Annotated in this window: 28 protein-coding genes and 1 pseudogene; 17 read left to right on the top strand and 12 right to left on the bottom strand. The window is 63.4% G+C overall.

Going from position 1 to position 26450, the window contains the following annotated elements:
• Positions 1-95 precede the first annotated feature (95 nt).
• The gene (locus A2I95_RS08100) at positions 96-2315 is read left to right on the top strand and encodes a transglycosylase domain-containing protein (RefSeq protein WP_291729286.1); all 2220 of its coding nucleotides are present in this window, start codon (positions 96-98) and stop codon (positions 2313-2315) included.
• 265 nt (positions 2316-2580) lie between these two features.
• On the opposite strand, the gene A2I95_RS08095 is transcribed toward A2I95_RS08100, so the two are convergent.
• Positions 2581-3177: an ABC transporter substrate-binding protein gene (locus tag A2I95_RS08095; RefSeq protein WP_291729285.1), complete on the bottom strand. Its 597-nt coding sequence runs from the start codon at positions 3175-3177 to the stop codon at positions 2581-2583.
• A gap of 3 nt (positions 3178-3180) precedes the next feature.
• Positions 3181-3942, bottom strand: coding sequence for a VacJ family lipoprotein (locus tag A2I95_RS08090; RefSeq protein ID WP_027257456.1), 762 nt, complete (start codon positions 3940-3942; stop codon positions 3181-3183).
• Positions 3943-4104: 162 nt separating this feature from the next.
• On the opposite strand from A2I95_RS08090, the gene A2I95_RS08085 reads away from it, so the two are divergent.
• From A2I95_RS08085 to A2I95_RS08060, 6 genes are all read left to right on the top strand, one after another.
• Positions 4105-5838 carry a type I secretion system permease/ATPase gene (locus A2I95_RS08085; protein ID WP_291729284.1) on the top strand — a complete coding sequence of 578 codons (1734 nt, stop codon included), beginning with the start codon at positions 4105-4107 and terminating at the stop codon, positions 5836-5838.
• The gene (locus A2I95_RS08080) at positions 5835-7139 is read left to right on the top strand and encodes an HlyD family type I secretion periplasmic adaptor subunit (RefSeq protein WP_291729283.1); all 1305 of its coding nucleotides are present in this window, start codon (positions 5835-5837) and stop codon (positions 7137-7139) included. Before A2I95_RS08085 ends, A2I95_RS08080 begins: the two co-directional genes overlap by 4 nt.
• 198 nt (positions 7140-7337) lie before the next feature.
• On the top strand, positions 7338-7796 hold the full coding sequence (locus A2I95_RS08075) for a RidA family protein (RefSeq protein WP_027257457.1): 459 nt from the start codon (positions 7338-7340) through the stop codon (positions 7794-7796).
• The gene (locus tag A2I95_RS08070; protein WP_291729282.1) at positions 7793-8566 is read left to right on the top strand and encodes a glycerophosphodiester phosphodiesterase family protein; all 774 of its coding nucleotides are present in this window, start codon (positions 7793-7795) and stop codon (positions 8564-8566) included. Before A2I95_RS08075 ends, A2I95_RS08070 begins: the two co-directional genes overlap by 4 nt.
• Before the next feature lie 48 nt (positions 8567-8614).
• Positions 8615-9802 carry a GNAT family N-acetyltransferase gene (locus A2I95_RS08065; RefSeq protein ID WP_291729281.1) on the top strand — a complete coding sequence of 396 codons (1188 nt, stop codon included), beginning with the start codon at positions 8615-8617 and terminating at the stop codon, positions 9800-9802.
• Positions 9799-10107, top strand: a complete 309-nt coding sequence (locus tag A2I95_RS08060) for a 4a-hydroxytetrahydrobiopterin dehydratase (RefSeq protein WP_291729280.1) — start codon at positions 9799-9801, stop codon at positions 10105-10107. Before A2I95_RS08065 ends, A2I95_RS08060 begins: the two co-directional genes overlap by 4 nt.
• Positions 10108-10254: 147 nt before the next feature.
• Here A2I95_RS08060 and A2I95_RS08055 read toward each other — a convergent pair whose 3' ends face one another.
• On the bottom strand, positions 10255-10743 hold the full coding sequence (locus A2I95_RS08055) for a peroxiredoxin (RefSeq protein WP_291729279.1): 489 nt from the start codon (positions 10741-10743) through the stop codon (positions 10255-10257).
• A gap of 95 nt (positions 10744-10838) precedes the next feature.
• Here A2I95_RS08055 and A2I95_RS08050 point away from each other — a divergent pair, with 95 nt between their 5' ends.
• The 3 genes from A2I95_RS08050 (at position 10839) to A2I95_RS08040 (ending at position 13784) form a co-directional block, all read left to right on the top strand.
• Positions 10839-12050, top strand: coding sequence for an FAD-dependent oxidoreductase (locus A2I95_RS08050; RefSeq protein ID WP_291729278.1), 1212 nt, complete (start codon positions 10839-10841; stop codon positions 12048-12050).
• Positions 12047-12601 (top strand): 16S rRNA (guanine(966)-N(2))-methyltransferase RsmD, encoded by a 555-nt coding sequence (gene rsmD, locus A2I95_RS08045; RefSeq protein WP_291729277.1) that lies wholly within the window; start codon positions 12047-12049, stop codon positions 12599-12601. The genes A2I95_RS08050 and rsmD overlap by 4 nt, the downstream gene beginning before the upstream one ends.
• Positions 12602-12872: 271 nt before the next feature.
• Positions 12873-13784, top strand: a complete 912-nt coding sequence (locus A2I95_RS08040) for a LysR family transcriptional regulator (RefSeq protein WP_291729276.1) — start codon at positions 12873-12875, stop codon at positions 13782-13784.
• 227 nt (positions 13785-14011) lie between these two features.
• Here A2I95_RS08040 and A2I95_RS08035 read toward each other — a convergent pair whose 3' ends face one another.
• The 4 genes from A2I95_RS08035 to A2I95_RS08020 are packed head-to-tail and all read right to left on the bottom strand — an operon-like array spanning position 14012 to position 16955.
• Positions 14012-14926, bottom strand: a complete 915-nt coding sequence (locus A2I95_RS08035; protein WP_291729275.1) for an OmpA family protein — start codon at positions 14924-14926, stop codon at positions 14012-14014.
• Positions 14927-14934: 8 nt separating this feature from the next.
• Complete coding sequence (locus A2I95_RS08030; protein WP_291729274.1) at positions 14935-15507, bottom strand: peroxidase-related enzyme; 573 nt, start codon at positions 15505-15507, stop codon at positions 14935-14937.
• Positions 15508-15510: 3 nt separating this feature from the next.
• Complete coding sequence (locus A2I95_RS08025) at positions 15511-16236, bottom strand: GNAT family N-acetyltransferase (protein WP_291729273.1); 726 nt, start codon at positions 16234-16236, stop codon at positions 15511-15513.
• Complete coding sequence (locus tag A2I95_RS08020; protein WP_291729272.1) at positions 16233-16955, bottom strand: molybdopterin-binding protein; 723 nt, start codon at positions 16953-16955, stop codon at positions 16233-16235. Before A2I95_RS08020 ends, A2I95_RS08025 begins: the two co-directional genes overlap by 4 nt.
• 48 nt (positions 16956-17003) lie before the next feature.
• Between A2I95_RS08020 and sfsA the strand changes: the two genes are divergently transcribed.
• A complete protein-coding gene (sfsA, locus tag A2I95_RS08015) occupies positions 17004-17708 on the top strand; it encodes a DNA/RNA nuclease SfsA (RefSeq protein WP_291729271.1) in 705 nt (234 codons plus the stop codon).
• A 17-nt stretch (positions 17709-17725) separates the two neighbouring features.
• Here sfsA and A2I95_RS08010 read toward each other — a convergent pair whose 3' ends face one another.
• Positions 17726-18613, bottom strand: a complete 888-nt coding sequence (locus tag A2I95_RS08010; protein WP_291729270.1) for a mechanosensitive ion channel family protein — start codon at positions 18611-18613, stop codon at positions 17726-17728.
• 155 nt (positions 18614-18768) lie between these two features.
• Between A2I95_RS08010 and map the strand changes: the two genes are divergently transcribed.
• Positions 18769-19578: a type I methionyl aminopeptidase gene (map, locus tag A2I95_RS08005; protein WP_027257469.1), complete on the top strand. Its 810-nt coding sequence runs from the start codon at positions 18769-18771 to the stop codon at positions 19576-19578.
• A 107-nt stretch (positions 19579-19685) separates the two neighbouring features.
• Here map and A2I95_RS08000 read toward each other — a convergent pair whose 3' ends face one another.
• The gene (locus A2I95_RS08000; RefSeq protein ID WP_291729269.1) at positions 19686-19868 is read right to left on the bottom strand and encodes a hypothetical protein; all 183 of its coding nucleotides are present in this window, start codon (positions 19866-19868) and stop codon (positions 19686-19688) included.
• 24 nt (positions 19869-19892) lie between these two features.
• Entirely contained in the window at positions 19893-20555 is a 663-nt protein-coding gene (locus tag A2I95_RS07995; protein WP_291729268.1) for an HAD family phosphatase, read from the bottom strand.
• 354 nt (positions 20556-20909) lie between these two features.
• On the opposite strand from A2I95_RS07995, the gene A2I95_RS07990 reads away from it, so the two are divergent.
• From A2I95_RS07990 to A2I95_RS07980, 3 genes and pseudogenes are all read left to right on the top strand, one after another.
• Entirely contained in the window at positions 20910-21362 is a 453-nt protein-coding gene (locus tag A2I95_RS07990) for a DUF4399 domain-containing protein (protein ID WP_291729267.1), read from the top strand.
• A 76-nt stretch (positions 21363-21438) separates the two neighbouring features.
• Entirely contained in the window at positions 21439-21759 is a 321-nt protein-coding gene (locus tag A2I95_RS07985) for an NIPSNAP family protein (RefSeq protein WP_291729266.1), read from the top strand.
• Positions 21760-21771: 12 nt separating this feature from the next.
• A pseudogene (locus A2I95_RS07980) lies at positions 21772-22094 on the top strand (antibiotic biosynthesis monooxygenase).
• Positions 22095-22396: 302 nt separating this feature from the next.
• On the opposite strand, the gene A2I95_RS07975 reads toward A2I95_RS07980, so the two are convergent.
• The gene (locus tag A2I95_RS07975; protein ID WP_291729265.1) at positions 22397-24424 is read right to left on the bottom strand and encodes an NADPH-dependent 2,4-dienoyl-CoA reductase; all 2028 of its coding nucleotides are present in this window, start codon (positions 24422-24424) and stop codon (positions 22397-22399) included.
• A 137-nt stretch (positions 24425-24561) separates the two neighbouring features.
• Between A2I95_RS07975 and A2I95_RS07970 the strand changes: the two genes are divergently transcribed.
• Together A2I95_RS07970 and A2I95_RS07965 are read left to right on the top strand one after the other, a co-directional pair.
• Positions 24562-25044, top strand: a complete 483-nt coding sequence (locus A2I95_RS07970) for an RNA pyrophosphohydrolase (RefSeq protein ID WP_291729264.1) — start codon at positions 24562-24564, stop codon at positions 25042-25044.
• Between the two features lie 58 nt (positions 25045-25102).
• Positions 25103-25567 (top strand): hypothetical protein, encoded by a 465-nt coding sequence (locus A2I95_RS07965; protein ID WP_291729263.1) that lies wholly within the window; start codon positions 25103-25105, stop codon positions 25565-25567.
• Between the two features lie 6 nt (positions 25568-25573).
• On the opposite strand, the gene A2I95_RS07960 is transcribed toward A2I95_RS07965, so the two are convergent.
• Positions 25574-26449 (bottom strand): EamA family transporter, encoded by an 876-nt coding sequence (locus A2I95_RS07960; protein WP_291729262.1) that lies wholly within the window; start codon positions 26447-26449, stop codon positions 25574-25576.
• Position 26450: the final 1 nt, after the last annotated feature.

Raw genomic sequence — 26450 nt, 5'->3', positions numbered from 1 at the left:
GGCAAAGGGGGAAAGCTCCGGATTCTGCCCCCTCTACAAACCGGGGCGGGCAGGGTATTGTCCCGGGAAACGGGCAAACCGGGCAGGACATGACGATGGCACAAGGATCCGGGCGCAAGCCTTTGGTGGCAGAAAAACGCTATTCCGCGGGCGGCAAGGGCAAGCCTTCCGCCGCGAAGAAGCCTGCGCGCAAGAAACCTGCACGCAAGGCCAAACCCAAGAAGACCGGTTTGTTCGGCCTGTTTTTCCGCAAGAAGACACGGGCGAAGCCGGCCCCGAAGAAGCGCGGCTTCATCGGTCTCTTGCTGGCGCCTTTTGTCTGGGCGTTCCGGCTGGTTTGGGGGTTCAGCTGGCGGGTGGGCATGGTGGTCTGCCTGCTGGTCGGTCTGGCGGTGGCGTTGCAGTATGCCAAGCTGCCCGAGGTTTCGGCCTATCTGGACGGGCGCGCGCGCGGGTCGGTCACCCTGCTGGACCGCAAGGGGGACGTCTTTGCCTGGCGCGGCGATCAGTTTGGCGGGGTCATCCGTGCCGATACGGTTTCGCCGCATCTGAAGAACGCGGTTGTCGCGACTGAGGATAAGCGGTTCTACCGGCACTTCGGCATCTCCCCGCGCGGCGTTGCTAGCGCCATCCGCATCAACCTGCGCGAAGGGCGCGGTCCGCTGTCTGGCCATGGCGGCTCTACCATCACCCAGCAAGCCGCCAAATTGCTGTGCCTGGGCCGCGTCTATGATCCGGACGAATGGAAAAGCGAAAGCGCTTATGAGGCCGACTGCCGCAAGGGTTCACTGTGGCGCAAGGGCACCGAGGCGATCTTTGCCCTGGCGATGGAGGCCAAGTACACCAAGGACGAGATCCTCTCGATCTATATGAACCGCGCCTATATGGGCGGCGGCGCATACGGTGCCGAGGCCGCGGCGCAGCGCTATTTCGGCAAATCCGCCAACCAGCTGAACCCAGCCGAGGGCGCGATGCTGGCGGGGCTGCTGACTGCGCCCTCGACACTGGCGCCCACCAACAACCTCCAGCGTTCACAGGACCGGGCGGCCACCGTGCTGCGGCTGATGCAGGAGCAGGGCTATCTGACCACCGCCGAGATGCAGCAGAACCAGAACGCCCCGGCAGTGCTGAGCGAAGCCGCGGCGGCACGGGCAGGGGGGTATTTCGCCGATTGGGTGATGGATTCCATCCCGGATTTCCTGGGCGATCAGACCACCGAGGATGTGGTGATCCGCTCGACCCTTGATCAGCGCCTGCAGGGCGCGGCAGAGGAAGCGCTGAAATACATCTTTGAAAACAAGGTCCGGCCCGGCTCCAAGGCGCAGGCGGCCATTGTGGTGATGAGCGCCGATGGCGCGGTGCGGGCGATGGTGGGCGGCCGCAAGACGCGGGTTTCCGGCGTGTTCAACCGGGCGACCCAGGCCAAACGCCAGACCGGATCGGCCTTTAAACCTTTCGTCTATGCCACAGCGCTTGAACTGGGCTATTCCCCATACGACCGGGTTCTGGACGCAAAATACTGCATGAATATTCCTGGCTCTGGCCAGTGGTGCCCCGAGAACTACACCCGGAAGTATTATGGCGAAGTCACCCTGGCCCGGGCGTTGCGGGACTCGCTGAACGTGCCGGCGGTGAAAGTCTCCGAGGCGGTGGGCCGTGATAAGGTCAGTATCGTGGCCAAGGATTTCGGTATCGACAGCGATCTGGCGGCAGGTCCGGCCCTGGCGCTGGGGGCATCGGAAAGCACCCTGCTGGAAATGACCGGTGCCTATGCCGGCATCCTCAACGGCGGCTCCTCGGTGACGCCCTACGGGGTGACCGAGTTGAAGCTGGTGAACGACAGCGACGCGCTGATGGGCGCCAGCGGCGGTATCGGAGAACGGGTGATCCGGCCGGAGGCGGCGCAACAGCTGGTCTGGATGATGGAAAAGGTGATTGCCGGCGGTACTGGCAAACGGGCGCAGATTCCGGGCTGGCAGGCGGCTGGCAAGTCGGGGACGACATCGGCGGCCAAGGATGCCTGGTTCATCGGTTTTACCGCGGATTATGTGGCGGGGGTCTGGATGGGATATGACGACAACACACCGCTGAGCGGAGTGACCGGCGGCGGCCTGCCTGCCGAGATCTGGCGCGAGACCATGGTGCGGGTGCATGAGGGGCTGGACCCCAAACCGCTGCCGATGCTGGAGCCCGCTCCGATCGCCCCGCCGCCGCAAGAGACCCGCCGCGAGCGCCGCCGCCGCCAGGGCCCGCAGCTGGGCAAGGAACTGGGCCGCGCGGTCGACAACATCCTGCGCGACATCCTCGGAAACTGACCGATTACCGCAAACGCGGGGCTCCCGCCCGGCGAACGCCCCCTGAAGGGGCCTTCGCCAGTTGGGTCCGGCGCCGCACCTGACGGTGCGGCGCACGCCCTGCCCGTGGGGCAGGGCGCCGGGCCCAACGGGAGCGCGGCATCCAGGATGCAGCGGCGACGGGCGGGAGTTTTCGCCTTTGCTCCGCAAAGCACCGGACTGACCCGCCAAATAGAAAAGGCTCCCCGAAGGAAGCCTTTTGACTGGCATTCGTTGTGTGCTTGTTTCAGCTCAATCGCTTCAGCTCTGCAATCAGCGCATCGATGTCGCCCTTATGGCTGTCCAGGATGGCGCCGATTTCGGTGCGTTCGGTCAGCAGCAGGTTCACACCCTCGATGAACATATTGAAGAACAGATCCCGGCCCGACCGGTCCGACACCAGGAAGGTCACTTCAAACGGCGACTGGCCCTTGAGGTAGGCAATGGTGCTCACCTCATACCATTTCTTCACCTTCTTGACGCCTTTGACTTCCAGCTTGCCGCCGATGAATTCGCGGAAGCGCTTGCCGTATTTGCGCGAGATGTAGCCCTGAAACGCCTTGGAAAAGGCCTTCTTCTGGGACGAGGACGCCCGGCGCCCGTCGACACCCAGCGCATAGGCCGCGATATAGGAGGTGTCGCTGTAGCGCTGGAAGATCCGCTCGAACTCGCGGAACATCGCGTTCTCGCCCTTGCCGGAATCGATCACCCGGTTGATGTCGCCGACCAGGCTGTTGATCAACGTGCTGGCGCGGTTCTCGGTCAGCGCCCACAGGGCTTGCGGTGCGGCAATCAAAACGGCGGCTCCGGCGCCCAGGCCAGTCAGGAATTTGCGGCGGTCCATTATTCAGAATCCCTCAGTGTTCAGTTCGAACGGATCAATCTCCTGGATCTCTTCTCCATCCCCCAGCTGGAACCTGCGGTTCTGCAGATAGATCAGGCGCGATTGCGCATAGCTGTCGGCGCTCTCGTAGAGAATCGAGTCGATCGTGTCGGAATAGTTGCCACGATCGCCCATGCGGCGCACGATCTCAGCGTAAATTGTGATATTGTCGGCAGTATTCTGCTCGGCATAGCCCAGCGGGTTGGTGAAGAAATCGACGGCTACCCCGACCGCGTCGCGGCTGGTGGAAGGACCCAGCAAGGGCAGCTCCACATAGGCGCCTTCGCCAACGCCCCAGGTGTGCAGCGTCTCGCCAAAGTCGGTATCGACTGCGGGCACGTTGAATTCGCTGGCCGGATCGGCCAGGCCGGCAAAACCGACGGTGGAGTTGATCACAAACCGCGAAAATGCATTGCCTGCCAGTTTCAGATCGCCCTGCAGCAGCGCATTGACCATCTGGCCGGGCATCGACAGGTTCTCGGCAAAATGCGAAAAACTGGTCACCATCGGCGCCGGCACAATTGCCACATACCCTTTGGAGGCAGGGCGGAAGGCCAGCCGGTCAACGCCGCGGTTGAAGCTGTGAATGGTGCGGTTGGTGCGCTCATAAGGATCAAAGACCTCACCCGAAGCCCGTGCAACCGGATCCTGCGTTGCGCAGCCGGCCGCAAAACCGGCCAAAATCAGCGCAGATACAAATTTCAGCGGTCGCAAATGAAATGGCATTCGGGTAAGTGTCCAATTGATGCTGGAACAGACGGGTCGGAGGGCAAATAAGGGTTCCTCAGCCTATTTCCAGTGCGATTACATTTATTCACCAGCTTGTGTCTGTTCTGATACAATTTCAGGCACTACCAATGGCCCGGGAACTTCTATTGCAGACTGACCATGAATAAAAGCATTTATAAGAGCGGTTATGACGAGCTTCGGGCGGTGCGGCGGCAGAGCCGGGGGCTGTACTGGTTCACCGGGATCTTCAGCTTTTTTGTGAACCTGCTGATGCTGACCGGGCCTCTGTATATGATGCAGGTCTATGACCGGGTGCTGGGCAGCCGCTCGGAGGCGACGCTGCTGGCGCTGTCTTTGCTGGTGGTGTTTCTCTACGGCATGATGGGGTTTCTGGATTACGCCCGCGGCCGGATCATGGCGCGGGTCGGGGCGCGGCTGCAGGCGGCGCTGGACCACCGGGTGTTCGATGCGATGATCCGGCGCTCGGCGGTGGCGCAGGATCCGGCGGCGCAGACCGGGCTGCAGGACCTGGAATCGGTGCAGCGGCTGATCTCCTCGCCGGTGCTGACCGCCGCCTTCGACCTGCCCTGGACACCGATCTTTCTGGCCGGCATCGCCCTGTTCCACCCCTGGCTGGGCCTGCTGGCGCTGGCGGGCGGCGCGGTGCTGGTGATGATTGCCATCCTCAACCAGCTGTTCACCAGGCTGCCGGTGCAAAAGGCCAATATGACCGGCCACAAGGCCAATCTGATGTCCGAGGAGATCCGCAACGAGGCCGAGATGATCCAGTCGATGGGCATGCGCGGCGCTGCTTTCGGGCGCTGGAAGCAAGGCCGCGATGCGGCGCTCACCGACAGTGTGACGGCCAATGACACCGGCGGCGGCTTCACCACGCTGACCAAGACGCTGCGGCTGTTCCTGCAGTCGGCGATGCTGGGCCTCGGCGCCTATCTGGTCTTGCAGGGCGAGGTGACGCCGGGGGCGATGATTGCGGGCTCCATCCTGATGGGCCGCGCCCTGGCGCCGATCGAGCTGGGCCTGGGCCAATGGGCGATGGTGCAGCGGGCGCTGAAGGGCTGGCACAGCCTGGCCGAGCTGCTGGCCAAAGTGCCGGAGGAGGCCGAGCGCACGGCGCTGCCCAAGCCCAAGGCGCTCTTGGATGTGCAGGGCATGGCGGTGGTGCCGCCGGGCAGCAAGGCGCCGCTGTTGCGCAACGTGAGCTTCCGGGTGCAGCCGGGCCAGGCGATCGGGGTGATCGGGCCGTCGGGCTCCGGCAAATCGACCCTGGCGCGGGCGCTGACCGGGGTCTGGGCGCCGGCGGCCGGCTCGGTGCGGCTGGACGGGGCGGCGCTGGATCAATACGCGCCGGATGTGCTGGGCGGCCATATCGGCTATCTGCCGCAGCGGGTGCAGGTGTTTGACGGCACCATTGCCCAGAACATCGCCCGGCTGCAGCAGCAGCCCGATGCCGAAAAGGTGGTGGATGCCGCCAAAAAGGCCGCCGCCCATGAGATGATCCTGAAACTGCCCGAAGGCTATGACACCAAGGTCACCGCCACCGGCGGGCGGCTGTCGGGCGGCCAGATGCAGCGGGTCGGCCTGGCCCGGGCGCTTTATGCCGATCCGGTGATCGTGATCCTGGACGAGCCGAACTCGAACCTCGACAACGAAGGCTCGGTCGCCTTGAACCAGGCGATCAAGCAGATCAAGGCCGAAGGGCGCTCGGTGCTGATCATGGCGCACAGGCCCGCGGCGATCCAGGAATGCGACATGCTCCTGGTGATCGACAAGGGCACCCAGACCGCCTTCGGCCCCAAGGACAAGGTGCTGCAGGAAATGGTCGCCAACCACCAGAACATCCGCCAGGCCACTGGCACAGGAGGCGTGCGATGAGCGGGCAAAGCAACTGGCCCGCACGGCGGCCGCTGATCATCGGCCTGCTGGCGCTGCTGGTGCTGGTGGGCGGCTTCGGCTCCTGGTCGGTGCTGTCGTCGATTTCCGGCGCGGTGGTGGCGACGGGCCGCATCGAGGTCGACCGCAACCGCCAGATCGTGCAGCATCTGGACGGCGGCATCGTGGCCGAGATCCTCGTTGATGAGGGCGACACCGTGGCCGAAGGCGCCACGCTGATCCGGCTGGATGCCAATGAGCTGACCTCGCAGCTGGTGATCACCGAGGGCCAGCTGTTCGAGCTGATGGCGCGCCGCGGCCGGCTGGAAGCCGAGCGCGACACCGCCGCGGCGATCACCTTTGAGCCGGAGCTGCTGCAGGCGGCGGACGTGCAGCCGGATGTCAGCGATCTGGTGCAGGGCCAGCGCCGCCTGTTCCAGGCCCGCAAGGACACCACCGCCCGCGAGATCGAGCAGCTGGAGAAGCGCCGCTCCCAGATCCAGGAGCAGATCCGCGGCGTTGAGGCGCAGCAGACCTCGATGAATGTGCAGCTGGAGCTGATCGGCGAGGAACTGGAGAGCCAGCAGTCGCTCCTGGACCGCGGGCTGGCACAGGCGGCGACGGTGCTGAACCTGCGCCGCACCCAGGCCGATCTGCAGGGCCGGCTGGGCGAGCTGGTGGCCTCGGAAGCGCAGTCCGAGGGCCGCATCACCGAGATCGACATCGAGATCCTGAAGCTGGCCACCAGCCAGCGCGAGGAGGCGATCAGCCGGCTGCGCGACCTGCGCTACCAGGAGCTGGAGCTGGCCGAAAACCGCCGCTCGCTGCAGGGCCGCCTGGCGCGGCTGGACATCACCGCGCCGGTTTCCGGCATTGTCTACGGGCTGCAGGTGCAGACGCCGCGCTCGGTGATCCGCCCCGCGGATCCGGTTTTGTACCTGGTGCCGCAGGACCGGCCCCTGGTGATTGCGGCGCAGGTGGCGCCGACCGACATCGACCAGCTGTACACCGGCCAGGAGGTCACTTTGCGGTTCTCGGCGCTGGACCAGCGCTCGACGCCTGAGCTCTTTGGCCATGTCACCCAGGTCTCGGCGGATTCCTTTGAGGATCAGGGCAGCGGCATCTCTTATTACCGCGCCGAGATCGAGCTCAACCCCGGCGAACGCGGCCGCCTGCCTGCGGGCACGGTGCTGATCCCGGGGATGCCGGTGGAAAGCTACATCCGCACCGACGCGCGCTCGCCGCTGGCCTATCTGGTCAAGCCGCTCGCGGATTATTTCAACAAGGCCTTCCGCGAAAGCTGACGGCGCTCTGAAACCGGCGCGGTTTCAGAGCATGAAAAATCGATTTTTCATATCCGTTTCCCGCGCAGGGAAACGGCACCCGGCGCGCAGCGGATCCAAGAGTGCGCAAAGCCGCCTGGGCGCTTCGCATTTGCTCTTTCCGAATTCCGCCTGTCCGGGTAGCGTCCCGGCCAGCAAAGACTCGGAAGGAAATCGGCCATGAGCATTGAAGCAAAACTGAAAGAGCTGGGTGTGACCCTGCCCGACGCACCGGCACCGGCGGCAAATTATGTGCCTTATGTCGTTGCAGGCGACATGGTCTATATCTCCGGCCAGATTTCAGCCGATGACAACGGGCTGATCACCGGTAAGCTGGGCGCTGATCTGGACGTCGAGGCCGGCCAGGCCGCAGCCAAGCGCTGTGCAATCGCGCTTCTGGCCCAGCTCAAGGCAGCATGCGGCGGTGATCTGGACCGGCTGGTGCGCGTCGTCAAGCTGGGCGCATTTGTAAATTCGGCCCCTGATTTCACCGGCCAGCCGATGGTGGTGAACGGCGCCTCCGACTTTCTGGTCGAAGCCCTGGGCGATATCGGCCGCCATGCCCGTTCGGCGGTTGGCTCGGTGTCGCTGCCGCTGGGCGTTTCGGTCGAAATCGACGGCGTTTTCCAGATCAAATGATGCCCGCCCTGCCTGCCGCCTTCCTGACTGTCCCGCTGGCCCATCGTGCGCTGCATGATGCCGCGGACGGGCGCCCGGAGAACAGCCGCGCTGCCATCCGGGCAGCGATTGCGGCGGGTTATGGGGTTGAGATCGATTTGCAGCTGTCCAGCGACGGCTGCGCCATGGTCTTTCATGACAACGATCTGGACCGGCTGGCGGAAGCCTCTGGTCCGATCCGCGCCAAGACCTGCAGCGAGTTGCAGGCAATTCCGCTGAAAGGCGGCGACGGGGAAGGCATTCCGGAGCTGTCTGAAGTGCTGGAAGCGGTGGCGGGCCAGGTGCCGCTGCTGATAGAGCTGAAGGATCAAGACGGAGAAATGGGCCTCACCGATGGCGCGCTGGAGCGGGCGACGGCAGAGGCGCTGAAGGGCTATGCTGGCCCTGTGGCTGTGATGTCCTTCAATCCCAACTCGGTTGCTGAGCTGGCACAGCTGGCGCCGGATATTGCCCGCGGCATCACCACCAGCGCCTATGATCCCGCGGAATGGCCGGAGCTGCCCAAGGCGGTCTGCGACGGCCTGCGCGGCATCCCGGATTTCGCACGCACCGGGGCGAGCTTTATCAGCCACGAGGCCGGCGATCTGCCCCGTCCGCGGGTGCAGGCGCTGCGCAACGACGGGGTGCCGGTGCTGTGCTGGACCGTGACTTCAGCGGCGGAAGAAAGCGCGGCGCGCGTCTTTGCCGATAATGTGACGTTTGAACAGTACCTCTCGCCGCTAACATCTTGATCCCGCAGGCGCAGACCCCACATCTTTGAAGCGGTGCGGAGGAGTTGCATGACCCAGGCGCGAATCGAAATCCGGGTGCTGGCTTCACTGTCGCAGATCGCGGCAGAGGACTGGGATGCCTGCGCCTGCCCGGAAGGGGCGGACGGCAGCCGCCCGCTGGATCCGTTCACCACCCATCGGTTTCTAAGCGCGCTGGAGGACAGCGGCTCGGTCGGGCCGGGCACCGGGTGGCAGCCCCAGTATCTGACCGCCTATCAGGATGGGCTGCTGATCGCTTGCGCGCCGTTGTTTGCCAAGGGGCACAGCCAGGGCGAATACATTTTCGACCATAATTGGGCGCATGCTTATGAGCAGGCAGGCGGGCATTATTACCCCAAGCTGCAGGTCGCGGTGCCCTTTACCCCGGCCACGGGGCGGCGGTTCCTGGTGCGTCCTGGCTTCGACGGTCTTGGCCATTCGGCGCTGGTGCAGGGCGCGGTGCAGCTGGCCGCTGACAATAGCCTGTCCTCGCTGCATGTGACTTTCTGCACCGAGGATGAGGCGCGGATGGGGGCAGAGATGGGGCTGATGCGCCGCTCTACCCAGCAGTTTCACTGGCAAAACGACGGCTATGCCGATTTCGAAGCCTTCATGCGGGCGCTGTCCTCGCGCAAGCGCAAAAACATCCGTAAGGAGCGGATGCAGGCGCAGTGTTTTGGCGGCGAGATCCGGGTCTTTCAGGGGCACAGCCTGCAGCCTGAGCATTGGGATGCCTTCTGGGAATTCTATCAGGACACCGGCGCGCGCAAATGGGGCGCGCCTTACCTGACCCGGCAATTCTTCGATACCGTGCATGAAACGATGGCGCAGGACATGGCGCTGATTCTGGCGGAGCGCAACGGGCGCTATGTTGCGGGCGCCTTGAATTTCATAGGCCGCGAAACGCTTTACGGGCGCTATTGGGGCTGTGTTGAGCACCATCCCTGCCTGCATTTCGAGCTGTGCTATTATCAGGCCATAGAGCTGGCAATAGCCCTGGGGCTTGACCGGGCCGAGGCCGGCGCGCAGGGTGAACATAAGCTGGCGCGCGGCTATCTGCCATGCGAGACTCACAGCTTGCACTGGATCGGCGATCCCGGGTTTGCCGGGGCCGTTGAGCGCTACCTCGAGGCTGAACGGGCCGCCACCGAGGAAGAGATTGAAATCCTGACCGATTACGGCCCGTTCCGCAAAGCACATGTGGAGGAGCAAGAATGACGGAAAAACTGTCCGATGCCACCCGCGGCCCGCTGCTGGAGCCGCTGTTTGCCACAGGCTGGGAAATGGTGGAGGGCCGGGATGCCATCACCAAGACCTTCAAGTTCGGCAATTTTGCTGATGCCTTCGGCTGGATGACCCGGGCCGCGATCTGGGCCGAAAAATGGAACCACCACCCCGAGTGGAGCAATGTTTACAACCGGGTGACTGTGGTTCTCACCACCCATGATGTGGACGGGGTCAGCGCTTTGGACGCAAAGCTGGCGCGCAAGATGGACGGGCTGTTCGGCGAACCGCAGGCTTAATTTGACGCTCTGATGGAAAGGTCATTAATGCTGTCCACATGTTTCGTGCGCGAAACATTCTGGCAGGCATTCTGACCTAATTCTTTACCATTTATTAAGGGGTTGTGAGGCGGCTGCCGGTGCAGACAGCCGCCGCCAAGGCTGGTTTCAGCCCATCGACTCCAGCAAGCCCTCGCCTGCGGAAAGTTCGCACTGGCCGGGGTTTTCTTCCTTGTTGAGAACTTTCACTTCACCGTCCTCCACCAGCATCGCATAGCGCAGCGAGCGGCCGATCAGACCGGCTGAGGGTACATCCAGCCGCATGCCGATTGCTTCGGTCAGGGAGCATTCGGCGTCCGACAGCATGGTGATCCCGGCCTCGGTCGCACCGGTGTTTTCGCCCCAGATATTCATAACAAACGGGTCATTGCCGGCCAGGCAGATGATTTCATCGACACCCTTGGCGGCAAACTGATCCTTGGTGCGGATGAAGCTGGGCACATGCGCAGAATGGCAGGTGCTGGTAAAGGCGCCGGGAACCGCGAACAGCACGACTTTCCGCCCCTTCAGCTTGTCTGACAGCTGCACCTGCTCGGGGCCGTCGTTTCCAATGAGCGTCAGTGTCGCGTCCGGCAGCTGGTCTCCAACAGAAATCATCGCACGTTCCTCTTTCTCATGATTGCGTTTTGGGGCCCCGGGTATATAGGGTCCGTTGAAAGCGTGACGGGAACTATAGCGGGAGGCAAGCATAGATGTCCCACATCGTCGTGATTGGAGCCGGGCAGGCGGGATCCTCGCTGGTGGCAAAGCTGCGCAAGGACGGGTTCGACGGGGAGATTACCCTGATCGGCGCTGAAGCGGCGCTGCCGTATCAGCGTCCGCCGCTGTCCAAGGCCTATTTGCTGGGCGAGATGGAGCTGGAACGGCTGTTCCTGCGGCCTGAAAGTTTCTATGCGGACAACAATATCACCCTGAAGCTGGGCCAGCGGGTGACCGCGATAGATCCGGCAGCCAAGACTGTGAGCCTGGGCGATGACGTGATCCCCTACGACCAGCTGGCGCTGACCACCGGGTCCGACCCGCGCCGCCTGCCGGCTGCGATCGGCGGCGATCTGGATGGCGTTTATGTGGTGCGCGGATTGACCGACGTGGATGCGATGGCGCCGCATGTGGCCGAGGGCAAGCGGGCGCTGATTGTCGGCGGCGGCTACATCGGTCTGGAGGCAGCCGCGGTCTGCGCCAAGCGCGGCGTGCAAGTGACGCTTGTCGAGATGGCCGACCGTATCCTGCAGCGGGTTGCAGCGCCGGAAACTTCGGATTTCTTCCGCAGCCTGCATTCCTCCCACGGAGTGGACATCCGTGAAGGCGTCGGCCTGGAACGGCTGGAGGGCGAGGACGGCAAGGTGACCCGCGCGGTGCTGAGCGGCGGCGAAGCCATTGATGTGGACTTTGTGGTGGTCGGCGTCGGTATCACCCCGTCGTCGCAATTGGCTGAAATGGCGGGGCTTGAGCTGGACAACGGCATCAAAGCGGATGCCAAGGGCCGCACCTCGGATGCCGCGATCTGGTCGGCAGGCGATTGCGCCTCTTTCCCGTTTCAGGGCAAGCGTATCCGCTTGGAAAGCGTGCCGAACGCCATTGATCAGGCAGAAGTGGTGGCGCAGAACATGCTGGGGGCGGACAAGGATTACGTCGCAACGCCCTGGTTCTGGTCCGATCAGTATGACGTCAAATTGCAGATTGCGGGCCTGAACACCGGTTATGACAATGTGGTCACCCGCCAGGGCGAGGGCCGGCAGGTGTCGTTCTGGTATTACAAGGGCGATCAGCTGGTTGCAGTGGACGCGATGAACGACCCGCGTGCCTATATGGTGGGCAAGCGCCTGATCGACATGGGTAAGACAGCGGACAAAGCGGTGGCCGCCGACCCCGCTGCCGATCTGAAACCGCTGCTGAAAGCGTGAGGGTCATCGCAGGAGACTTCCGCGGCCGTGCCTTGGCCGCGGTGGGCAAGGGCGATGCGGGCGCCCATCTGCGCCCGACCACTGACCGGGTGCGCGAAAGCCTGTTCAATGTGCTGATGCACACCGGCGCCATTCCCTGCGCCCGGGTTCTGGACCTGTTTGCAGGCACCGGCGCGCTGGGGCTGGAGGCGCTGTCACGCGGTGCTGCTGAGGCGGTTTTTGTGGACGACGGGCGTGTCTCCACTGGTTTGATCCGCAAGAACATCGGCATTTGCCGGGCTGAAGACCGCTGCACACTGACCCGCCGCGATGCGCTGAAGCTGGGGCAGAACCCGGCGGCTCCGTTTGATCTGATCTTCCTTGATCCGCCCTATGGCAAGGGGCTGGGGGAAAAGGCCCTGGCCGCAGCTGTGGCCGGCGGCTGGGTGGCGCTAGACGCTCTGGTGGTCTGGGAAGAAAACGCACCGGTTGCAGCGCCGGAAGGATTCGCGCTGCAGGACAGCCGAAAATACGGCGACACCTATATTTCTCTCATGTGGAAAACCGCCTGAGGCAGCTTTCTGCAAGCCCTTCCCGGATAGCTGAAAACTGTTCGCTTTCTGCGCGGTTCACGGGTGCCGATCCGGTGCCGTTTTTATGCGCGGGCCGCAGTCCGTTGGTGCTGGGCGGCTGCGGGCTAACGGCAGGATTGCCAAGGTCCTTGCCGTTTCCACAGCGAAAACGATCCCCGCGAAACCTCGCAATTATCCCACCCTTGCCCCGATCTTGCCCGATTTCACCTGCAACACTGGGCGCAACACGGATACACGAGGATGGGTGGATATGGACCGACTGACCGAGATGGAGGCCTTTGCCAATGTGGTGGACCAGGGCGGCTTCACCGATGCGGCACGCAAGATGGGGATCTCGAAATCCGCAGTCTCCAAGCATGTTTCGAGCCTGGAAACCCGGCTTGGCGCGCGGCTGTTGAACCGCACCACCCGCCGGGTATCCCCGACCGAGATCGGTCTGGCCTATTATGACCGCGCCCGCCGGGTGCTGAATGATGCAGGCGAAGCGGATGCGCTGGTCACCTCGATGCAATCTGCCCCCTCGGGTCTGCTGAGGATTTCGGTCGCCACCGATTTTGGCGTCAATCACCTGTCGCCGGTGCTGTCGGATTTCTTGCAGGATTTCCCGGACATCACCGTCAACATGGTGCTGAACAACCGTTATGTGGAGCTGATTTCCGAAGGGTTCGACATGGCAGTGCGGATCGGCGAGCTTGAAGACAGCTCCCTGCGTGCCCGCAAGCTAACCGAGACGTCCAAGCGGATGATCGCCTCTCCCGCTTATCTGGAGAAATACGGCCGCCCGCAGAAGATTGATGAATTGAATACCCACAAGCTGCTGCATTACTCCAGCCAGTCCAGCGGCAACGTCTGGAAGATCACCGCGCCGTCCGGCGAAAAACGCCAAGTGCGCACCTCGGGCTGGCTGTCGGTGAATGACGGGCAATCGCTGCTGAACGCTGCGATCTCGGGTCTCGGCATCGCCTACCTGCCCAGCTATCTCTATGCGGAGGCGCTGGAAGAAGGGCTGGTCGAGGACGTCATGCCCAGCCTGCCGGTTGAAACCCAGGGCATCTATGCGGTCTACCCGCCGGGCAAGTTCACCCAGCCTAAAGTGCGGGCCTTTATTGATTTTCTGGTGCAGGCCTTTGCCGACCGCGACCCGTCGGAATGGAAAACCTGAACCGGTTCTACGGAAACCGGACCAAGACATCCCTCGAAGACCTGCCCCCGCACCGATTGCGGGGGCTTTTTTGAGCCGAACATTCTGCCGTCCGTGGAAAAACACAGCGGGAAGGCTCCCGCCCCGCCCCGGATCAATCAAAGATTGATCCACGCCCGTTGGGGTCTTGGCAACGCCAGGACACCTGCGGGGGCGGGAGTTTTCCGATGCGCCTCTATTGCAGGGTCTCACTCGGCGAGCAGCACCGCTTCCACCCGCCGGTTGGCTTCGCGGCCCTCCGGGGTCAGATTGCTGGCAATCGGGGCCAGAAAACCGGCGCCGGCGACCTCGACCCGTGCCGTATCCGCGCCCAGCCCCTTGACCAAACGGTCCTTCACCGATTGCGCGCGGCGTTTGGAGATGCCGATGTTCTGCTGCTGCGAGCCCACCGTGTCAGTATGTCCGACCAGCAGCAGCCGGTACTGCGGATTGGCGGCGAGATAATCCGCCAGTTCACGCAGGCTGGCATAGGCGCCGTCCTGCAGCCGGGCGGAGCCGCTTTGAAACACCAGATCCGTCAGAACGGCGTGGCCGCGCACCTCCAGCACTTTGGCCAGTTCCACCGGCCGCACCGTGCCGGGCGCCTCAGCGTCAGGTTTCACCACCGCGGGCGCGGCTGTTGCGGTTACGGCCGATCCATGCGGATTCACCGTGATCATTTGCATAAAAGCCGCGCCGCCTGCGCGTGACACCAGGAGCGAGACTGCCTCGGTTCCTTTGGCCGCGGACAGGAAGTGATAGCTGGAGATATCCACCATCATGTCCGGCGACGGCACCACCTCAATCCCGAAGCGGAAGCCGAAGCCGCCGCAATCGCGCGCCGTACAGTCCAGCAGCACCTCATAGCCGGCAGCCTGCAGCTGATCCCGCAAGGGTGCCAGGATTTGCAGCACGGTGCTGTCCCCTTCCACCCGCCAGGTCCGGCGCAGAATCCGCCCTTCGAACCGGCGCGAGGGGACTTTGTCCGCCGCTTCCGGCCCGATCGGCAGCTGGTAGACGCCAAGCGCCGTGGCCCGTTCCGAAACAGCAGTTGCGCCGGCTGGCAGGGTCACTTCAGCCGCCGCCGCCAAGGCCGGTAGCAGCATCACCGCGGCTGTGCCCATGAAACGTCTTAGCGGCACTGGCCGTGGTATTCCGGGTTGGGAACCATGGCGGTGGCGCTGGCCACACGGTTGGACATGTTGAAAAAGCCGGCAACATTGGCGATGTCCCAAATGTCCCGGTCAGTGAAGCCTGCATCGCGCAGACCCTGCCGGTCCGCTTCGCCGATCTCCGCGCTGGCCGTGGTCATTTTGGCCGCAAAATCCAGCATTGCGCGCTGGCGTGTTTCCAAAGGCGCCACCCGGTAGTTCATCACCAGCATTTCGCCCAGAACCGGATCGCCCGACAGCTGCCGCACTGCTGCGCCATGCGCCGCCAGGCAATAGAAACAGCGGTTGATTGCCGAGACCACCACCGCGATCATCTCCCGCTCCAGCTTGCTGAGGCCGCTGTCCGCCAGCATCAGGTCGTTGTACATGGCGGTAAAGGCATTCAGCTTTTCGATGTCAAAAGCATTGGCCTTGAGCACGTTGGGCACAAAGCCCAGCTTCTCGACGCAGATGTCAAAATACTTCTGTGTCTCCGGCGGCAGCGGGTCCACCATCGGCAGATCAAGGGCTGTGGGCGGGGTCTGGTCACGCATCGGTCAATGGCCTTCCTGTAAAATCCGGTAGTGGTACTGTCCGGCGCATTTCATGCCGAGGGAAGCATAAAGCCCGTTGGCGCCCTCGTTACGTTTCGTGCAAAGAACCGCCAGCTCGGTTGCGCCGTTCTCCAGCGCCCAGAATGCCGCCTGGCGCATCATCCAGGCACCCATGCCGCAGCGGCGCTGATGCGGCAGGATTTCCAGCGCATGGACCATCGCCACCCCGCTGTGAATGGCCACGAACCCGGCGCCTGCCGGTTTGTCCTTGTGGCGGGCCAGCAGCCCGGTCTTTTGCCCTGTAACCCGCTGCATCACCGCCAGGCGGTCAGGCCCGATGCCGCCCTGCTCCCAGATCTCGCGCTGAATCGCCAGCGGTTCCCAAACGCAAAAGGCCGTGACGCGGGGCACCGGAATGTCCGTCAACTGCGCGGCCGGGCAAGTCCACAGGTTTACTGGGTCTTTGACCGCATAACCGCGTGCAGCCAGCTGTGCGTCCAGATCCGTCTCGCCGTCGCGGATCACGAACAGGCAGTCCTGGCCGATGGCGCGCATTGCGTCCTCAGCCGCGGCAATTTCCGCATCCGAGGCCGTTCCTTGCACCGTCGCCGCCGACACCCGGCTGCCGCCGCCTTGGCCATCGCGCAAGGTCACAGGTCCCAGGCTGCGGGTGGAGGCAGGCGGCCATGTCGCTTCGGTCACAGCGTAGTAACGGGGATCGGTGGTCACTGCTCCAGCTCCTTTGCCAATTCTGTCATCGCCGCATCAATGCGTGCGCCATCGGTGCCGCGGATCACGATATTGGCGCCAAATGCGCCATCTTTCTGAAACGGGTAGCAGCCGACTGACAGATCCTCATAGGCTTCGGCCAGCGTGCGCAGCGGTCCGGCAATCTCGCCCTCGCCGCGCAGCACCCGCAGGGTCTGGGACAGCATCGGCTGGCCGCCGGTCAGGGTCGGCATCACACTGGCCACCATCGCCTGAAAGATCAGCGGCACACCGGCCATCACATGCACATTGCCAAGAGTGAACCCGGGTGCCGCCGAGACCGGATTATCGATCAGTGCGGCGCCCGCCGGAATGCGTGCCATCCGCAGGCGGGCCTCATTCAATTCCAACCCTTGAGTGTCATAATGCGCCTGCAGGATCGCGCGGGCGTCGCCGCGCACGTCCAGATGCGCGCCGAACGCCTTGGCGATGCAATCGGCCGTGATATCGTCATGGGTCGGCCCGATGCCGCCGCTGGTGAACACATGGCCGTACCCTGCAGCGAGCGCCTGAACAGCGGCAATGATCGCAGCTTCATTATCGCTGACGATGCGCACTTCGAGCAGGTCGATGCCGTGTTTGGCGAGCTCTCCTGCCAGGTAATGCATATTGGCATCGCGGGTGCGGCCCGACAGGATTTCATCCCCGATGACCAGCATGGCAGCCGTTGGATTGGCCATGATCTTCCTCCCTTGATACCTCACCCCGGCAGATATAGGCCTAAGCCCATGCGCTTTGAAACCCCTCTGATCCCCGCCGTGCTGATCCGCCGCTACAAACGTTTCCTTGCCGATTGCCGGCTGGAGGACGGGCGCGAGGTTACCGCCCATTGCGCCAATCCCGGCAGCATGATGGGGCTGGCAGAGCCGGGCATGAAGATCTGGCTGGAGCCGAACGATGATCCGAAGAAAAAGCTGAAATACGGCTGGCGGCTGGTCGAGCACGCAAACGGCCATTTCACCGGCGTCGATACCTCGGTGCCGAACCGCGCGCTGCGGGCGGCGCTGGAAGCCGGAGAAATCAGCGAACTGGCTGCCTACAAAACCGTGCGGCCCGAGGTGAAATACGGCGAGAAAAGCCGCATTGATTTTCTGCTGCAGCAGGACGGGTTGCCTGATTGCTATGTCGAAGTGAAAAGCGTGACGCTGTCGCGCGAACCGGGCCTGGCGGAATTCCCAGACAGTGTCACCGCCCGCGGCACCAAACACCTTGGCGAACTGTCGAACATGGTGGCCCAGGGTCACCGCGCGGTGATGCTGTATCTGGTGCAGCGCACCGACTGCGGCCGGTTTCAGCTGGCTGCGGATATCGACCCGGCCTATGCAGCCGCCTTTGCCAGTGCCCGGGCCGCAGGGGTAGAGCGGCTGGTGCTGGGCACCAGGATCACGCCGCAGGGGGTCGAGGCCGGCGCACCAATTGCCGCTGTACACTAGCAACGCCGGCCTCTTTGTCAGGCGGCCTTGCTGGCCTCGTCTTCCTGGCCGGCAGGTTCGGCGTGAACCAGTGTCCGGGTCGGGAAGGGAATATCGACCCCGGCCGCATCCAGTGCTTCTTTGACCTTGCGCTTCATGTCAGCCTGATACTGAAAGTACTCGGCCGCATCGACCCAGACACGCACCAGAAAATCCACCGAACTGCTGTTCAGCGCATTAACCTGAATGAAGGGTTCCGGATCGCAGTGCGAGCGGCTGTCGGCCATGATTGTGTCGCGGATCACCTGTTCCGCAGTGGCCAGATTGGCGCCATAGCCGACACCAAAAGTCCACTCTGCCCGGCGGGTGTCGAAGGCGGAGTAATTGGTGATGGTGTTGCCCCAGACCTCGGAGTTGGGGATGATCACCTTCAGATTGCTGAGGCTGGCGATGACAGTATTGTTCAGGGTCATCTCATGCACCGTGCCCATTTCGCCGTTCACATCGATGAAATCACCCAGCTTGAAGGGGCGGAACAGGATGATCATCACGCCCGCAGCCACATTCGACAGCGCCCCCTGCATGGCCAGGCCGATCGCCAGGCCGGCGGCACCGATGGCCGCCACAATCGAGGTGGTCTTGACGCCAAACGTATTCAGAACAAACAGCACCGCAAAGGCGAGGATGACATAGCGCGCAAGATTGCCGAGGAAGTGAAACAGGGTCACGTCGAGTTTGGCGTGGGCATCGCCCAGTGCCACGATCCGCCGCTTGACCCAACGCGCGGCGACGAAGCCCGCCAGAAGAATGACAGTTGCGGCCAGCACGTTGCCCAAGGCCTGCGCCAGAAATTCCAGCGTCACCAGATCGGCCAGTGACTTTCCACCGTAAATCTCGGTCTTCATCAGGTCATTGATTTCATTCATGCCGCTGCAGTCCTCCTGGCTTGTGCTGCTGTGTCTACCCGGGCCCAACGCGAAGCGGCGGGAAAAGTTCCCGGATGCCGCCGCTGCTGCCTCTGGCCCTTTTGGCCAAGACCCCTTAGATAGCTACGCAACAACACCCGATGGAGCTCCGCCTGATGAGATCGAAAGACGGCCGCACAACCAAGGACGGCATCCGCATTCATGAAGCCGGCGATTTTGCCGGTATGCACAAGGCGGGTGCCTTGGCGGCGCGTATTCTGGATGAGATTGCCGCGCATGTGTTTCCGGGCCAGACCACTGGCGAGATCGACCGCCGTATCACCCGGATGGTCGAGGATGCCGGCGCCACCTCGGCCACCATCGGCTACAAGGGTTATCAGCACGCCAGCTGCATCTCGGTGAACCATGTGGTTTGCCACGGCATCCCCGGTGACAAGAAGCTGAAGGATGGCGACATCCTGAACATTGACGTGACTGTGATTGTCGACGGCTGGTTCGGCGACACGTCGCGCATGTTTGTGGCCGGTAAGCTGCCGCGCAAGGCCGAGCGGCTGATTCAGGTCACCCATGATTCGCTGATGGTGGGCATTGAGGCGGTGAAACCTGGCAATACCTTTGGCGACATCGGCCATGCGATTCAGGTTTACGCCGAAAGCCAGCGGATGAGCGTGGTGCGCGATTTCTGCGGCCACGGTTTGGGCCAGGTGTTCCACGCGCCGCCGAACGTGCTGCACTATGGCCGCCCCGGAACCGGTCCGGTGCTGGAGGAAGGCATGTTCTTCACCATTGAGCCGATGATCAACCTGGGCCGCCCGGAGACCAAGATCCTGGCCGACGAGTGGACCGCCGTCACCCGCGACAAGTCGCTGTCGGCGCAGTTCGAGCATTCGATCGGGGTCACTGCAGACGGGGCCGATATTTTCACCCTGTCGCCGGCCGGGAAATTCCACCCGACCTACGGGTAATCCCACCCGACCTGCGGGTCATCTGTCAGAACGGCAGCGGGGGCCGGCCCCCGCACCCCCGGGGTATTTTCAACCAGCAAGAAGCCGAAGACCGGCGGGCTTTGGGACTAACCCTCCCGGTCTTCGGCTTCTTGCTGCCGCCACAGGGCCAGCAGCATGGTGCTGCCTGCCCAGGGGGTGACCGCGTCCTGTATGAACAGCGGTGCCAGCAGCGGTTTCGGTTTCGGCTTTGTTCTGTCTTCAGCCGCTGCCATCGGTGCCGGAAACGGGGAGTGCAATGTCTGCTCCATGCGCGCGACAATAGCACAAACGAGTTAGATCGACAAAAGAGCCGGAACCTCTGCCATATCGCTGAATACTTCCGCTCCCAGCGCGGCGAGCCTGTTGCCGCTGCCATGCGGGGCAAATCCCAAGCAGCGCATGCCGGCCCGCACCGCGGCGATGACACCGCTGCTGCTGTCCTCGATCACCAGGCAATCGCGCGCCTGCACGCCGAAATGACTGGCGGCGGCCAGGAACAATCCCGGTTCCGGCTTGGCCACGCCCAAGGAATGGGCTGAGAACATTGCCTGCGGGTGGAACCTGTCCCACAGCCCGTTCTGGCCTAAAGTGATGCGCATCTTTTCCTCGCTGCCGTTGGAGGCCACGCAGACCGGGATGCGATGTGCGTCGAGCCGTGCCAGCAGATCAGGAATGCCCGGTGTGAGCGGCACGCCCTGTTCCAGCCGGGCATAGGTCTCGGCATAGATTTCCGCGATCCAGTCTTCCGGCAGGTCCGCGCCCAGGCTGCGTGCCTTTGCCATCACGCCCGCCATGGTGCCGCCAACGAAATGCGCCATCGACTGCTCCACCGTCAGCACCAGCCCGTGGCGCGCGAGGTTGTCTGCCATTGCCTGGTTCGAGGCCGGTTCACTGTCCACCAGCACGCCGTCGCAGTCGAAGATCACCAATTCCGGTGTGGGACAGGTCTTGGGCATAATTCCCCGCAATGGAAGAGTTCAAGTCAAACTCCGATGGTAGCTCACCGTCGCACTTCCAAAAAGCGTTCCTGTTGCCATCGCCCGTTTTTTGGGGCTCTTGCAATCGTTTTGGCCGCGTCAACTGCTGAAGCTGGACAAACGCGCCGTGCCCTTGGCCAAAAACCATTCTTATCCGCCGGTGGTGCCGTTGGGCTTGCCGGTGCCGGCAAACAAGTGGAATAGGAAAAACGCGGCTGCTTTGGGCGGCTCTGCCGTTTTTGCATCTGTTCACGGCAGCGGGCCAGGATTGCCAGGGGGCGGCTTGCCGCTAGCTATAGATTGGTGACTGAGTGTTCTGCTGGAGGACCGAAAATGAAACTGCTGATTGCCGCTGCGCTGTCTGCCTGCCTGGCAGTCCTGGTTGGGACCCCGGTTCGAGCCGGAGGAGAGACCCCTTCGAACCCAGAGGCTAAAGTCTATTTTGCAAATATCCGGAATGGGGAGACGGTATCGTCTCCGGTGACGCTGGTATTTGGCCTGTCGGGCATGGGGGTGGCCCCATCGGGGGTTGAGAAGGAGTTCACCGGCCATCACCACCTGCTGATCGACCGCCCGCCGCTGGGCGAGGGGGAGGATGGCGCTGATGAGCTGGCCTTTGGCCTGCCATCGGACGAAAATCATCTGCATTTCGGCGGTGGCCAGACCGAGGTGATGCTGGAGCTGTCGCCGGGGTGCCATACGTTGCAGCTGGTGCTGGGGGATGCAGGCCATGTGCCGCATGCCACGCCGATTGTTTCAGAATTGATCACCATAACTGTGGAGTAACACTTCGGTCTGCACCGAAGCATCCAGGCCGGGGTGCGGGCTAGTCAGAAGATCCTGAACAAACTGAGGGCTTCTCATGCTGACATGTATCATCCGTTACCGCATCGACCCTGCCAAAAAGGCGCAGTTCGAACGCTACGCCCGAAATTGGGGGCAGGCGATTCCGCGCTGCGGAGCGGATCTGGTCGGGTATTTTGCGCCGCATGAAGGGTCGTCGACACTGGCTTATGGCATCTACAATGTGGAGAGCCTTGCCGCCTATGAAGCGTACCGTGCCCGGCTGGCGGTGGATCCTTTGGGGCGCGAAAACTATGAGTTTGCGCAGAAAGAGCGATTTCTGCTGCGCGAGGACCGAACCTGGCTGAAACAGGCCTCGGCGCCGCATGGGGTTGGCTGAGGAGGGAATACGATCGTCGTGATATTCAAAGTGGAGATCGCCGAGAGACAAAAGGAGGTCTATCTTCAGACGCGGCCGCGTTGAGGGAACAACTGGACCAGGTGGACGGGTTTGTCTCGGTTGAGCGGTTCCAAAGCCTCAGCGCGCCGGAGAAGCTGCTGTCGTTGTCTTTCTGGCGTGAGTTGCCGAGCACCGGGCAGCGCAGGGCAGGGCAGGGCAGGGGGCGAAGCGGGGTCTTTGCGGATTACCGGCTGCGGGTGGCCGGGGTGATCCGGGACTATGGTATGGCGGACCGGGTGCAAGCACCAGCGGACAGCCTGTCAGCGCATGGTTGACCGGAGACTGAATTGCCATTGAGGCCGCTTCGCGGAAATATGGCCGGACGGCAGCTCTGAACCGGCTGGGGGGCGGAAAAAGGCGGCGTACCGGATGGCAGTCAGCTGCTGTCCGGTGGTGAAGATGCACCGCCGTGCCCGTTTGCAACGGCGGGGGCGCATTGGCGGGCGGCTCCCGTCCGGCTTAGGAGCATGAAACATGCACCGCGCGATGCGCGGTGCCATCCGCCGCGCCGCCGGGCCCAGCTGCTGGCCGGGTCCGTCAGGACCTGGAACCGCAGACGGGAGAGCCTTGCCTGCTGTTATAGTTCCGCTGCCAGCCGCGTGCCCTGGTTAATGGCGCGCTTGGCGTCCAGTTCCGCGGCCACGTCAGCGCCGCCGATCACATGGGCGGTGATGCCGTGCTCTGCCAAATCATCTGCAAGCGACCGTTCGGAGACCTGTCCGGCGCAAAGGACAATAGTGTCCGCGGGAACCAGGGTGGGATTTTCCCGCGCGTCGCCAAAGGAGACATGCAGGCCGTCCGCATCAATGCGCTCGTAGTTCACGCCGCCCAGGAACTCCACGTCCTTCATCTTGAGCGTGGCGCGGTGGATCCAGCCAGTGGTCTTGCCCAGCCGTTTGCCGTGGCGTTCCGCCTTGCGCTGCAGCAAGGTCACTTGGCGCGCGGCGGCGGCGGGCTGCGGTCCTTCAGGCGCAAGGCCGGCGCGGTGCGCGCCAGGATCAGCGACCCCCCATTCCTTCATCCAGGCGGGCAGATCGGTGGCCGGGCTGTGGCCCTCCTCCAGCAGGAATTCCGAAACATCAAAGCCGATGCCGCCGGCACCGATCACTGCGACCCGCTGTCCAGCCGGTTTCTTGTGGCGCAGCACGTCGATATAGCTGAGGACATTGTCCCCGTCCTGCCCTGGGATTTCGGGATCGCGCGGCAGGACGCCGGTGGCGATCACCACTTCGTCAAAGCCGGTCAGATCATCCGCCGAGACTTCGCGGCCCAGCTCCAGCGTGATGCCTTCATCGGCCACCATAGCCCGGTACCAGTCGACCAGGCCCCAGAATTCCTCCTTGCCCGGCACTTGCTTGGCCATGTTGAGCTGGCCGCCGATCTCATCAGCCTTGTCGAACAGGGTGACCTGGTGGCCGCGCTGGGCGGCGGTGACTGCAGTGGCAAGGCCGGCAGGACCGGCGCCCACTATGGCCACAGATTTCACGGCTGCGGCGGGTTCGATCACCAGCTCGGTCTCGTGGCAGGCGCGCGGGTTGACCAGACAGGACGTCAGTTTGCCGCTGAAGGTGTGATCCAGGCAGGCCTGATTGCAGGCGATGCAAGGCGCGATGCGGTCCGCCTGGCCGGCCTTGGCTTTGGTGACGAAATCCGCATCGGCCAACATCGGGCGCGCCATCGAGACCATGTCGGCGCAACCCGTTGCCAGCACCTCTTCGGCGACGTCCGGCGTGTTGATGCGGTTGGAGGTGATCACTGGAATGCCGACCTTGCCCATCAGCTTCTTGGTGACCCAGGCGAAGGCCGCGCGGGGAACAGAGGTGGCGATGGTCGGAATGCGTGCCTCGTGCCAGCCGATGCCGGTGTTGAGGATGGTGGCGCCGGCCTTTTCAACCTCCTGCGCCAGCTGGACGACTTCCTCGTGGGTGGAGCCTTCGGGCACCAGGTCGATCATCGACAGCCGGTAGATGATGATGAATTCACGGCCCACAGCCTCACGCGTGCGGCGCACCACTTCGATGGGCAATCGCATCCGGTTTTCATACGACCCGCCCCAGCGGTCGGTGCGCTTGTTGGTGCGGGTCACCAGGAACTGATTGAGGAAATAGCCCTCGGATCCCATGATCTCGACCCCGTCATAGCCCGCGTCCTGCGCCAGCCGGGCGGCGTTGGCGATGTCGGTGATCTGTTTTTCGATGCCGTCCTCGTCCAGCTCATTCGGTGGAAAGGGAGAGATCGGCGATTTCACCGGGCTGGGGCCGACGCATTTCGGGCCATAGGCATAGCGGCCCGCGTGCAGGATCTGCATGGCGATACGCCCGCCTGCCTCATGCACCCGGCCGGTCACCACGCGGTGGTTCTCGACATCCTTGGCTGTTGTCATCATCGAGGCGCCAGGCAGCACTGAACCTTCCAGGTTCGGGCCGATCCCGCCGGTGACCATCAGCGCCACGCCGCCGCGGGCGCGGGCGGCATAAAATTCTGCCACCCGGTTCCAGTCGCCGGTTTCCTCCAGCCCGGTGTGCATCGAACCCATCAGCACCCGGTTCTTGAGCGTGGTAAAGCCCAGATCCAGCGGGGCAAGCATGTTGGGGTACGCAGTCATCTTGAAACTCTCCCTGGCAGTTGCGCCTAGGATCGTGGGCGCAGGCGGCCTTGTCACGGGCAAACGCCGCGTCACCCCCTTGCGTGCCCCCGCGGCAAGCGGTCTAAGGTTGTAAAAGCCATGCTGAGGAGAGCCGGATGACGCCGGAAGAGATTGCCAAGCTGCCCTACCGTCCCAACGTTGGCGTGATGCTGATCAATGCCGAAGGCGCGGTGTTCGTCGGCCAGCGCAAGGACCGTTACAAGGACGCCTGGCAAATGCCGCAGGGCGGGATTGATGCGGGCGAGGATCCGCGCACGGCGGCCTTGCGCGAGCTGGAGGAGGAAACCGGGGTGGTCCCGGAGCTCGTCGAGACCATCGCCGAGAGCGATGGCTGGCTGCCCTATGACCTGCCGCAGGATGTGGTGCCCAAGTTCTGGGGCGGCAAGTACCGCGGACAAGAGCAAAAGTGGTATCTGATGCGGTTCCTCGGCACCGATGATCAGGTCAATATCGAGACGGACCACCCGGAGTTTTCGGCCTGGTGCTGGCAGCCGGTGGAGCAGCTGGTGGAGAAGATCGTGCCTTTCAAGCGCGAGGTTTATGCGCGGGTTGTGGCTGAGTTCAGGGAGTTTTTGTGAGATGGGTTTGCTTGGGTTCTCGGCTACTGGAACGGGCGGTGCTTTATGCGCTGTTTTCGTGGCTGCACTGTCAGCGGCCCCTGCGGTCGCTCTCAGCTGCCTTCCCTGGAGCCCCGCAGACGCTTATCTGCAGGCCTCGAAGTCGGACAGCGTCTACAATATCATCGCGGGCGAGCTGCAGTTCGACGAAAGCCTGCTGCCGCAATCCCATGCGGACAACCCCAATGACACCGCACCGCTGACCCGCATCCCGGCGCAGCTGTCGGGCAAGATGCTGGACGGCAAGTATTTCTCCAAACGGATCAACGTGCAGGCAGTGCTGGAGGTGGAATGCCTTGGCCCCTGGTGCGGCGGCATGGCTACGGGGACGGACCAGATGTTCTTTGCCGAACAGCGCGGACAGGAGCTGGTGATCCGGGCCAATGCCTGCGGCGGGTTTGTGTTTGCCGATACGTCTGAGGTGCGGCGGCAGGTCCTGGACTGCCACCGCGGCAAGGCGTGCGCGCCTGCAATGCCGCGGTGACCTGGGTTACTCTGCCAGAGCTGCATGCCGTTTGGCGCGCAGGCGCAGCCGGGACTGGCCAAGCCACAGGCTGAACAGGGCCAGCACGGCGCCCAGCATCTGATTGGGCGTCAGGGTTTCGGCCAGCAGCAGCCAGCCCAGGACCACTGCTGATAAGGGGCTAAGCACTCCGAGCAGCGACACCTGTGACGGTTCGATCCGGGCCAGGCCGCGGAACCACAGGATATAGGTCAGCGCGCCGCCGATCAGGCTCATATAGGCGAGGCCGGCGATGTTGGCCGCGGTGAAAACAGGGATCTCCGGCACCATCCACAGCGTCACCGGCACCAGCAGCAGCCCGCCCGCGGTCAGCTGCCAGGCAGTGAAAGTGAGCGGCGGCACAGGCGGCTGCCATTTGCGGCTCAGAACCACACCGCCAGCCATCGACAGCGCTCCGCCAAGGCCGGCCAGCACGCCCGATGTGTCGAGTCCGGCCGCAGGGGTCAGCACCAAAAGGGCAACGCCTGCGATGCTCAGCAAGGCAGCGGCAACGGCGGCGGCGCGGATCTTACTGCCCAGCAGCAGGGCGGACAGAAACACCACGATCAACGGCTGCACCGCACCCAGCGTGGCGGCAACCCCGCCCGGCAGGCGGTAGGCGGACACAAACAGCAGCACCCAGAACAGCGAGAAATTCAGCGCCCCCAGCACCGCTAGGCGCGGCAGCCAGTTCAGCGGCGGCAGCTGGCGCACCAGCAGAAGCAGCAAGAGCCCGGCAGGCAGCGCTCGCAGCAAGGCCACCACCAGCGGCGAATGGCCGGGCAGCAGAGAGGTCGTCACGATATAGCTGCTGCCCCAGATGGCAGGGGCCAGCGCTGTCAGCAAAAGGGTCCGGGTGGGCATG

Source organism: Leisingera sp. F5 (assembly GCF_001593695.1).
This window is presented reverse-complemented; position numbering and strand designations above follow the sequence as displayed.

Coding starts and splice junctions, on each gene's coding strand:
- A2I95_RS08100 (WP_291729286.1), top strand. CDS start 96: ATGGCACAAGGATCCGGGCGCAAGCCTTTGGTGGCAGAAAAACGCTAT.
- A2I95_RS08095 (WP_291729285.1), bottom strand. CDS start 3,177: ATGGACCGCCGCAAATTCCTGACTGGCCTGGGCGCCGGAGCCGCCGTT.
- A2I95_RS08090 (WP_027257456.1), bottom strand. CDS start 3,942: ATGCCATTTCATTTGCGACCGCTGAAATTTGTATCTGCGCTGATTTTG.
- A2I95_RS08085 (WP_291729284.1), top strand. CDS start 4,105: ATGAATAAAAGCATTTATAAGAGCGGTTATGACGAGCTTCGGGCGGTG.
- A2I95_RS08080 (WP_291729283.1), top strand. CDS start 5,835: ATGAGCGGGCAAAGCAACTGGCCCGCACGGCGGCCGCTGATCATCGGC.
- A2I95_RS08075 (WP_027257457.1), top strand. CDS start 7,338: ATGAGCATTGAAGCAAAACTGAAAGAGCTGGGTGTGACCCTGCCCGAC.
- A2I95_RS08070 (WP_291729282.1), top strand. CDS start 7,793: ATGATGCCCGCCCTGCCTGCCGCCTTCCTGACTGTCCCGCTGGCCCAT.
- A2I95_RS08065 (WP_291729281.1), top strand. CDS start 8,615: ATGACCCAGGCGCGAATCGAAATCCGGGTGCTGGCTTCACTGTCGCAG.
- A2I95_RS08060 (WP_291729280.1), top strand. CDS start 9,799: ATGACGGAAAAACTGTCCGATGCCACCCGCGGCCCGCTGCTGGAGCCG.
- A2I95_RS08055 (WP_291729279.1), bottom strand. CDS start 10,743: ATGATTTCTGTTGGAGACCAGCTGCCGGACGCGACACTGACGCTCATT.
- A2I95_RS08050 (WP_291729278.1), top strand. CDS start 10,839: ATGTCCCACATCGTCGTGATTGGAGCCGGGCAGGCGGGATCCTCGCTG.
- A2I95_RS08040 (WP_291729276.1), top strand. CDS start 12,873: ATGGACCGACTGACCGAGATGGAGGCCTTTGCCAATGTGGTGGACCAG.
- A2I95_RS08035 (WP_291729275.1), bottom strand. CDS start 14,926: ATGGGCACAGCCGCGGTGATGCTGCTACCGGCCTTGGCGGCGGCGGCT.
- A2I95_RS08030 (WP_291729274.1), bottom strand. CDS start 15,507: ATGCGTGACCAGACCCCGCCCACAGCCCTTGATCTGCCGATGGTGGAC.
- A2I95_RS08020 (WP_291729272.1), bottom strand. CDS start 16,955: ATGGCCAATCCAACGGCTGCCATGCTGGTCATCGGGGATGAAATCCTG.
- sfsA (WP_291729271.1), top strand. CDS start 17,004: ATGCGCTTTGAAACCCCTCTGATCCCCGCCGTGCTGATCCGCCGCTAC.
- A2I95_RS08010 (WP_291729270.1), bottom strand. CDS start 18,613: ATGAATGAAATCAATGACCTGATGAAGACCGAGATTTACGGTGGAAAG.
- map (WP_027257469.1), top strand. CDS start 18,769: ATGAGATCGAAAGACGGCCGCACAACCAAGGACGGCATCCGCATTCAT.
- A2I95_RS08000 (WP_291729269.1), bottom strand. CDS start 19,868: ATGGAGCAGACATTGCACTCCCCGTTTCCGGCACCGATGGCAGCGGCT.
- A2I95_RS07995 (WP_291729268.1), bottom strand. CDS start 20,555: ATGCCCAAGACCTGTCCCACACCGGAATTGGTGATCTTCGACTGCGAC.
- A2I95_RS07990 (WP_291729267.1), top strand. CDS start 20,910: ATGAAACTGCTGATTGCCGCTGCGCTGTCTGCCTGCCTGGCAGTCCTG.
- A2I95_RS07985 (WP_291729266.1), top strand. CDS start 21,439: ATGCTGACATGTATCATCCGTTACCGCATCGACCCTGCCAAAAAGGCG.
- A2I95_RS07975 (WP_291729265.1), bottom strand. CDS start 24,424: ATGACTGCGTACCCCAACATGCTTGCCCCGCTGGATCTGGGCTTTACC.
- A2I95_RS07970 (WP_291729264.1), top strand. CDS start 24,562: ATGACGCCGGAAGAGATTGCCAAGCTGCCCTACCGTCCCAACGTTGGC.
- A2I95_RS07960 (WP_291729262.1), bottom strand. CDS start 26,449: ATGCCCACCCGGACCCTTTTGCTGACAGCGCTGGCCCCTGCCATCTGG.